The organism is Streptomyces sp. SID5785 (assembly GCF_009870065.1).
Lineage (GTDB): Bacteria > Actinomycetota > Actinomycetes > Streptomycetales > Streptomycetaceae > Streptomyces.
On sequence record NZ_WWIA01000826.1, the window covers coordinates 1 to 5,232 of the forward strand.

Annotated in this window: 3 protein-coding genes and 2 pseudogenes; all 5 read right to left on the reverse strand. The window is 71.9% G+C overall.

Annotated elements, in window-relative coordinates; translation table 11 throughout:
* Positions 1 to 544, reverse strand: a pseudogene (locus GTW43_RS26870) (hypothetical protein); the annotation flags it as partial.
* 5 nt (positions 545 to 549) lie between these two features.
* Entirely contained in the window at positions 550 to 1,314 is a 765-nt protein-coding gene (locus GTW43_RS26875) for an ABC transporter permease subunit (protein ID WP_161304553.1), read from the reverse strand.
* Between the two features lies 1 nt (position 1,315).
* The gene (locus tag GTW43_RS26880) at positions 1,316 to 2,338 is read right to left on the reverse strand and encodes an ATP-binding cassette domain-containing protein (protein ID WP_161304554.1); all 1,023 of its coding nucleotides are present in this window, start codon (positions 2,336 to 2,338) and stop codon (positions 1,316 to 1,318) included.
* Positions 2,339 to 2,473: 135 nt separating this feature from the next.
* On the reverse strand, positions 2,474 to 3,409 hold the full coding sequence (locus tag GTW43_RS26885; RefSeq protein ID WP_161304555.1) for a cellulose-binding protein: 936 nt from the start codon (positions 3,407 to 3,409) through the stop codon (positions 2,474 to 2,476).
* Positions 3,410 to 3,594: 185 nt separating this feature from the next.
* A pseudogene (locus tag GTW43_RS26890) lies at positions 3,595 to 5,232 on the reverse strand (hypothetical protein); the annotation flags it as partial.

Genomic DNA, 5,232 nt, shown 5'->3' on the forward strand with positions numbered 1-5,232 from the left:
ACCGGCCGCCCGGCAGCAGCGCCCGCCGGTAGTGGGCGCGCTCGGTGGCGTCCACGGCGTCGAGCTGCGCCGGATCCAGCCACGTCGCCACCAGCGTCGTCGTCACCGCCGGGTCCAGGTAGGGCGCCGCCGCGACGTAGCCGGGCGGGCTGATGTGCCCCGAGCAGCCGACCGCCACCCCGCGCACCCGCACCGGCACCATCGGCACGGTCGCGTCGAGCCCGGCCCGGGTCAGCTTGTGCGTGAGCTGGCCCGGTGAGGCGTTGGAGCCGACGGCGAGCACCGGAACGCGCCGCGCCGTGCCGGGCCGCCCCCGGTCGGCGAGCACCGAGTCCAGGCCGCGCCGTCCGGCACCGGGCGGGCGGCCCTCGTCGACGGGCCATGCGCCGAGCGGGTGGGCCGCGGACGGCACCTCCAGCGGGAGCAGCGCGCCGCCGGTGAGGAGAGCCGGCCCAGGCGCGGGCCGGCCCGGGTAGGACAGCGGGTCGGTCGCGGGCACCCCGTCGAGGCCGAGCGCCGCGAGACTGCGGTCGGGGCCGGGCACCGGCCTCAGGCGTCCCGCTTCTTCAGCAGCACGTACCCGATGACGAGGACCGCGGCCACCCACGCCAGCAGGATCCCGAAGCCGCCCCAGGGCCCGTACGGGGCGTCGTCCGAGGGCACCACCTGCATGATCTTCTGGCCCGCCTGGTCGGGGAAGTACCGGCCGACCTTCTTGGTCGCGGAGACGCTGCCGAGGATGGGGGAGACCAGGAACAGGAACGGCATCAGGATGCCGAGCGACAGCATCGGCGAGCGCAGCATCGTGGCGACGCCCATGGAGAACACCGCCATCAGCGTCATGTAGAGCGCGGCGCCGATCACCGCACGCAGCACGTTCTGCGCGCCCAGGTCCGTGCTGTGGTCACCGAGCATCGCCTGGCCGAGGAAGAACGCGGCGAAGCTCGTGACCAGCGAGACGACGAGACACAGCAGCGTCGCCACCGCCACCTTGGCGAACAGGAAGCGGCCGCGCTGCGGGACGGCCGCCAGCGACGTGCGGATCATGCCGCTGCTGTACTCGCTCGCCACCACCAGGACGCCGAAGACGACCATCGCCAGCTGACCGAGGGTCAGTCCGGCGAACGAGACGAAGGTGGGGTCGAAGGTCAGCTTGTCCTCGGCGGACAGGTTCTTGAACTCGCTCTTCGACAGGGCACTGATCAGCATGCCGAGACCGACCGAGACGATCACGGCCAGACTCAGCGTCAGGGCCGTCGAACTCACCGACCGGATCTTGGTCCACTCGGACCGGAGGACCTGGGCCGCGGCCATCTCAGGCCCCCTTCTTCCGCTTGCCCTGCTGCCAGGAGTCGCCCCAGCCCTGCTGCCACTCGGGTACCGAGGGGTCCGGCGGCGCACCCGGTTCGCCGGGCGGCAGATGGCCGGTGGCGTCCGAGTGCGCGTGGTACTCGACCGACTCGGCCGTCAGACGCATGAACGCCTCCTCCAGCGACGCCTGCTGCGGGCTCAGCTCGTGCAGCGTCACCTGGTGGGCCGCGGCCAGCTCGCCGAGCTCCTCCGCCCGCTGCCCGTCCACCTCCAGCGTGCCGCCGCCCGACTCGACGACGGTGATCCCGGCGCCGCGCAGCACGTCGAGCAGCCGCTCCCGCTGCGGGGAGCGCAGCCGGACGTACGAGCGCGAGTTCTCCCGGATGAAGTCCGCCATGGAGGTGTCGGCGAGGAGGCGGCCCTGACCGATCACCACCAGGTGATCGGCGGTCAGCGCCATCTCGCTCATCAGGTGGGAGGAGACGAAGACGGTGCGGCCGGCGGAGGCCAGAGACTTCATCAGATTGCGGATCCAGTGGATGCCCTCGGGGTCGAGCCCGTTGACCGGCTCGTCGAACATCAGGATCTTCGGATCGCCCAGCAGGGCCGCCGCGATGCCGAGCCGCTGCCCCATACCGAGCGAGAACCCCTTGGCCTTCTTCTTCGCCACCGAGGTCAGACCGACGGTCTCCAGGACCTCACCGACGCGGGCGCGCGGGATCCCGTTCGACTGCGCCAGACACAGCAGGTGGTTGTAGGCGCTGCGGCCGCCGTGCATCGCCTTGGCGTCGAGCAGCGCGCCGATCGCGGTGAGCGGGTCCTTCAGCTGCGCGTAGTGCCTGCCGTCGATACGGACCGAACCGGCCGTCGGATTGTCCAGGCCCAGCATCATCCGCATGGTCGTGGACTTGCCCGCCCCGTTGGGACCGAGGAAGCCGGTGACGATGCCGGGCCGGACGGTGAAGGTCAGATGGTCGACGGCCGTCTTGTCGCCGTAACGCTTGGTCAGCCCCTCGAGCTCGATCATGCGACCACGCTAAGACGCGCAAAAGCCCTCCGCCACCCAAATGGCGCGGAGGGCTCGGATGCGTGCCCCGTCAGGGGCACGGGGCACTGCGCGCCCGGCCACCGCCGGACCCGCAGTCACCCCACGAACCGCTGCTTACCGGGACTGCTGCGCAGGCACACCGCGCGAGATCGGCTCGTCCTCGGCCGGTGCCCCGGCGGCGGCGACCGCCGCACCCGTGAGCGTCGCCAGCATCTCGCGCACGTTCGTGAGCTGGGCGTTGATCGAGTCGCGGCGGTTGGTCAGCGCGGCGAGCTCACGCTCCGATTCGCTGCGGATCCGGTCGGCCTTGGCATTGGCGTCGGCCACGATGTCCTCGGCCTGGCGCTGGGCCGTCTCCACCGTCTGACGCGCGCGGCGCTCGGCGTCGGTGCGCAGCTTCTCCGCCTCCAGACGCAGCTGCTCGGCCCGGTGCTCGATCTCGGCCAGGCGCTTCTCGGCCTTGGCCTGACGCGAGGCCAGGTCGCGCTCCGACTGCTCGCGGCGCTTGGCCAGGTTCGTCTCGAAGTCCGCGGCGGCCTGGGCGGCCTTGGCGCGGGTCTCCTCGAAGAGGGCGTCCGCCTCCTCGCGCTTGGACTGCGCGTCCTTCTGCGCCTCGGTGCGCAGCGCGGACGCCTCGCCCTTGGCCTTCTCGACGATCCGAACGCCCTCGTCCTCGGCCTTGGACTTGCGCTCGGCGGCGAACGACTCCGCATCGTTGCGCACCTGCTGGGCCGCCGACTCGGCGAGCTCGCGGTGCTGCTCGGCGGCCCGGCGGGCCTCCTCGCGCAGGTCCTTGGCCTCCTCCTCGGCGAGCCGGAGGATCTTCTCGACGCGCGCGCCGAGGCCGGCGTACGACGGCTCCGCGTCGTTCACCTGGGCCTGGGCGTTCTGCGTCTCGAGGTGGAGTTCCTCGATGCGCTTTTCCAGAGCAGTGATACGGGCAAGAGCGCTGTCACGGTCGGAGACGAGCTTGGAAATTCGTTCGTCCACCTGAGCGCGGTCGTACCCACGCCGCACAAGCTCGAAGCCGTAGGGGGAAGTGTCGCTCATGGGGTTCCTGTCGAATGAGACCGGTGTGAGGTGATAGAGGGAATCCTAGGGGTCCAAGCGGCGTGTCATCGAGCAGATGCCCGTTTGATCTGGAGAATGACACCCCTTTTGGGTGGCGTACCGGCGGACGGCTTGCGGGAACGAGGGCCGAAGGTCCCTGTCATGCACGACAGTTGGCCCCCTGGCTAGCCCTCGGAACCCTTGCCACCCGAACGTGTGCCCCCTGCGGCGGCACCCGCCTTGACGCCACCGTCCTTGCCCGAGCCGGACGGCGCCTCGAAACTCTCCAACGCCTCGAGGACGTCCTGGACACGCGAAATCTCGGCATTGATGTCCTCGCGCCGGCGGACCAGCACGTCCAGCTCGTGCTGACCCTTCTCGATCATGGACGTGGCCTCGGCCTCCGCGTCGCTCTTGATCTTTTCCGCCTCGCGGGTCAACTCGGCCTTTTTCGTCTCGGCCTCCTTGAGGAGACCCTCGGCCTTCTTCACCGCGGCGATCCGGACCTTTCCGGCCTCCGAATTCGCGTCGCTCAGCAGCTCCTTGGCCTTGGCCTGCGCCTCGGACAGCTGCTCCTCGGCGGCCTTGACCAGGGCGTCGCACCGCTCGCCCGCGTTCTTCATGGCCTCCGCCGACTCGCGCCGGGCCCGCTCGTGCAGCTCCTCGATCTCGGACGTGATCCGGTCGCGCAGCTCCTCGGCGCGCTCGCGGATCTGCGTCGCGTCCCGACGGGCACCGACGAGCAGCTCGTCCGCGTCCGTACGCGACTTCTCCACCAGCGCGTTGCCCTCGACGGTGGCCTCGGAGACCAGCCGCTCCGCCTCGTTGCGCGCGGCGCCCACCATCGTGTCCGCCTGCGCCTCCGCGTCGGCGGTCTGCTTCTGCGCCGCCTCCTGGGCCTCGCGCGTCAGCTTGTCCGCCTCCGACGCGGACTCCGTGATCAGCTTGTCGACCTGCTCCGCGGCCTCCGTACGCCGCTTGTTGGCGTCCTTGCGGGCCTCGTCCAGGGTGTGCTCGGCCTCCTCGCGGGCGGCCGCCGTGATCCGGTCCGCCTCGGCCGCGGCCTCCGCCTTGACCCGCTCGGCGTCGCTGCGGACCCGCTCCGCGTGCTGCTGCGCGGAGCCGACCGTCTCGGCGGCCTCGGCGCGCAGCCGCTCCGCGTCCCCGGTCGCGTCCGAGATCAGCTTCTCGGCCTGGGCCACCGACTCGGTGCGGACCCGCTCGGCCTCGGTCCGCGTCTCCTCGGTCAACTGCTCGGCCGCGGCCGTCGACTCGGTCCGCAGCCGCTCGGTCTCCGCGGCGGTCTCCGCCGTCAGCCGCTCCGCCTCGGAACGCGCCTCGGTGATCAGCGTGTCGGCCTGCGCCGCCGCGTCCGACCGGATGCGGTTCGCGTCCTCGCGGGCCTCCGCGCGCGTCCGGGACGCGTCCTGGTCCGCGCCCGCGCGCAGGTCGGCGACCTCGGTCCGGACCCGCTGGGCGTGCTCCGAGGCCTCCGAGCGCAGCCGCTCGGCCTCCTCGACCGCCTCCGAGACGGTGTGCTCCGCAAGGGACTTGGCGGCCTCCGACTCGGCGCTCGCCTCGCCCCGCACCCGGTTCGCGTCCTCCGTGGCGCGCTCGCGCTCCGCGTACGCGTCCGCGCGGACCCGGTCCGCCTCCTCCTGCGCCTCCTGCTTCGTCCGCTCCGCGGCGTGCTCGGCCGCCGAGCGCAGCCCCGAGATCTCCTCCTGCGCCTGCTCCTGGAGGCCCGACACCGAGTCCCGGACCTGCTGGGCCGTCTGCTCGGCCGACGAGACCAGCTCCGTGGCCCGCCGGTCGGCCTCCTC